At 72.5% G+C, this 1,805-nt stretch carries 1 protein-coding gene and 1 pseudogene; both read left to right on the plus strand.

Annotated elements, in window-relative coordinates:
- A pseudogene (locus GKQ77_RS32335) lies at positions 1-214 on the plus strand (SCO1664 family protein); the annotation flags it as partial.
- Between the two features lie 113 nt (positions 215-327).
- Positions 328-1,557, plus strand: coding sequence for a cysteine--1-D-myo-inosityl 2-amino-2-deoxy-alpha-D-glucopyranoside ligase (mshC, locus tag GKQ77_RS32340; RefSeq protein WP_219692703.1), 1,230 nt, complete (start codon positions 328-330; stop codon positions 1,555-1,557).
- The last annotated feature ends 248 nt before the right edge of the window (positions 1,558-1,805 follow it).

Consider the following 1,805-nt stretch of genomic DNA (forward strand, 5'->3'; position numbering starts at 1 on the left):
GGCGGGGGAGCCGCTGACCGGGGAGGCCGTCGAAGCCCTCCAGGGCCTGCGGGACGCGCTCAAGGAGGGCGCCGCCCTCGCCGAGCGGCTGGCGGCGCTCCTGACGGCCGCGGAGATCGAGGCGCTGCGCGCGCGGGTGGGGTCCCTGCTGGAATCCGGGCGCCATCCCGAGCCGTCCGGCGAGTGGCCCGCGATCCCCTGGCCGCCGGTATAGGGGCGGGCCCTCGGGGGTCTTTTCCGTCGTCTTCGTCGCCATTCGATGATCCGCACGCCCATTTCGATGATCCCCACTCGTATGCGGACGCCCCGTCCGGTTAGGCTCTGGGCATGCATGCCTGGCCCGCTTCTGAGGTCCCCGCCCTTCCTGGCAAGGGCCGCGACCTCCGGATCCACGACACCGCGACCGGTGAGCTCGTCACCCTCGACCCCGGTCCCGTCGCCCGTATCTACGTCTGCGGCATCACTCCGTACGACGCCACCCACATGGGTCACGCGGCGACCTACAACGCGTTCGACCTCGTGCAGCGCGTGTGGCTCGACACCAAGCGGCAGGTTCACTACGTCCAGAACGTGACCGACGTGGACGACCCGCTCCTGGAACGCGCCACCCGCGACGGCAAGGACTGGGTCGAGCTCGCCGAGGGCGAGACCGCTCTGTTCCGCGAGGACATGACCGCGCTGCGGCTCCTGCCGCCGCGGCACTACATCGGAGCCGTCGAGGCGATACCCGGCATCGTGCCGCTCGTCGAACGCCTCCGGGACATGGGCGCCGCCTACGAACTGGAGGGCGACACCTACTTCTCCGTCGAGTCCGACCCCCACTTCGGTGAGGTGTCCGGGCTCGACGCGGCCGCCATGAAGCTGCTCTCCGCCGAGCGCGGCGGCGACCCGGAGCGGCCCGGCAAGAAGAACCCGCTCGACCCGATGCTCTGGATGGCGGCCCGCGAGGGCGAGCCGAGCTGGGACGGCGCCTCCCTCGGGCGCGGGCGGCCCGGCTGGCACATCGAGTGCGTGGCCATCGCCCTCGACCACCTGGGCATGGGCTTCGACGTGCAGGGCGGCGGCTCCGACCTCGCCTTCCCGCACCACGAGATGGGCGCCTCGCACGCCCAGGCGCTGACCGGCGAGTACCCCTTCGCCAAGGCGTACGTCCACGCGGGCATGGTCGCCCTGGACGGCGCGAAGATGTCCAAGTCCAAGGGCAACCTCGTCTTCGTCTCGAAGCTGCGGCGCGACGGCGTGGACCCCGCGGCCATCCGCCTCGCCCTCCTCGCGCACCACTACCGCGCGGACTGGGAGTGGACCGACTCCGTCCTCACCGAGGCCGTCGAGCGGCTCGGCCGTTGGCGTGCGGCTGTGTCCCGTCCCGACGGGCCGTCCGCCGACGCGGTCGTGGAGGAGATGCGGGAGGCTCTGGCGAACGACCTGGACGCGCCGGCCGCGCTGGCCGCCGTCGACCGCTGGGTCGGTCTTCAGGATGCCGAGGGCGGTACGGACGAGGGGGCGCCCGGGGTGGTGTCGCGGGCCGTCGACGCGTTGCTTGGCGTGGCCTTGTAGTTCCGCCCAGGTCCGCCTAGGACCCGTGGTCTGCTTTCAGCTCGGTCGGTCGCCCTTCGGGCTCGTCCTCAAGCGCCGGACGGGCTTACATCCGCCCGGCGCCGCCCCGAACCGTCGGCTCCCGCCTCAAGCGCCGGACGGGCTTGGATCCGTCCGGCGCCGCCCCGAACCGTCGGCTCCCGCCTCAGTCGTCCGAGGAATCGGACCGGCCGGAGCCCTCGCCGTCGGTTCCGTCCTCGGTGTCGTCC

Origin of the sequence: Streptomyces anatolicus (genome assembly GCF_019400875.1) — a bacterium.
In the GTDB taxonomy this organism is placed as follows: Bacteria; Actinomycetota; Actinomycetes; order Streptomycetales; family Streptomycetaceae; genus Streptomyces; species Streptomyces anatolicus.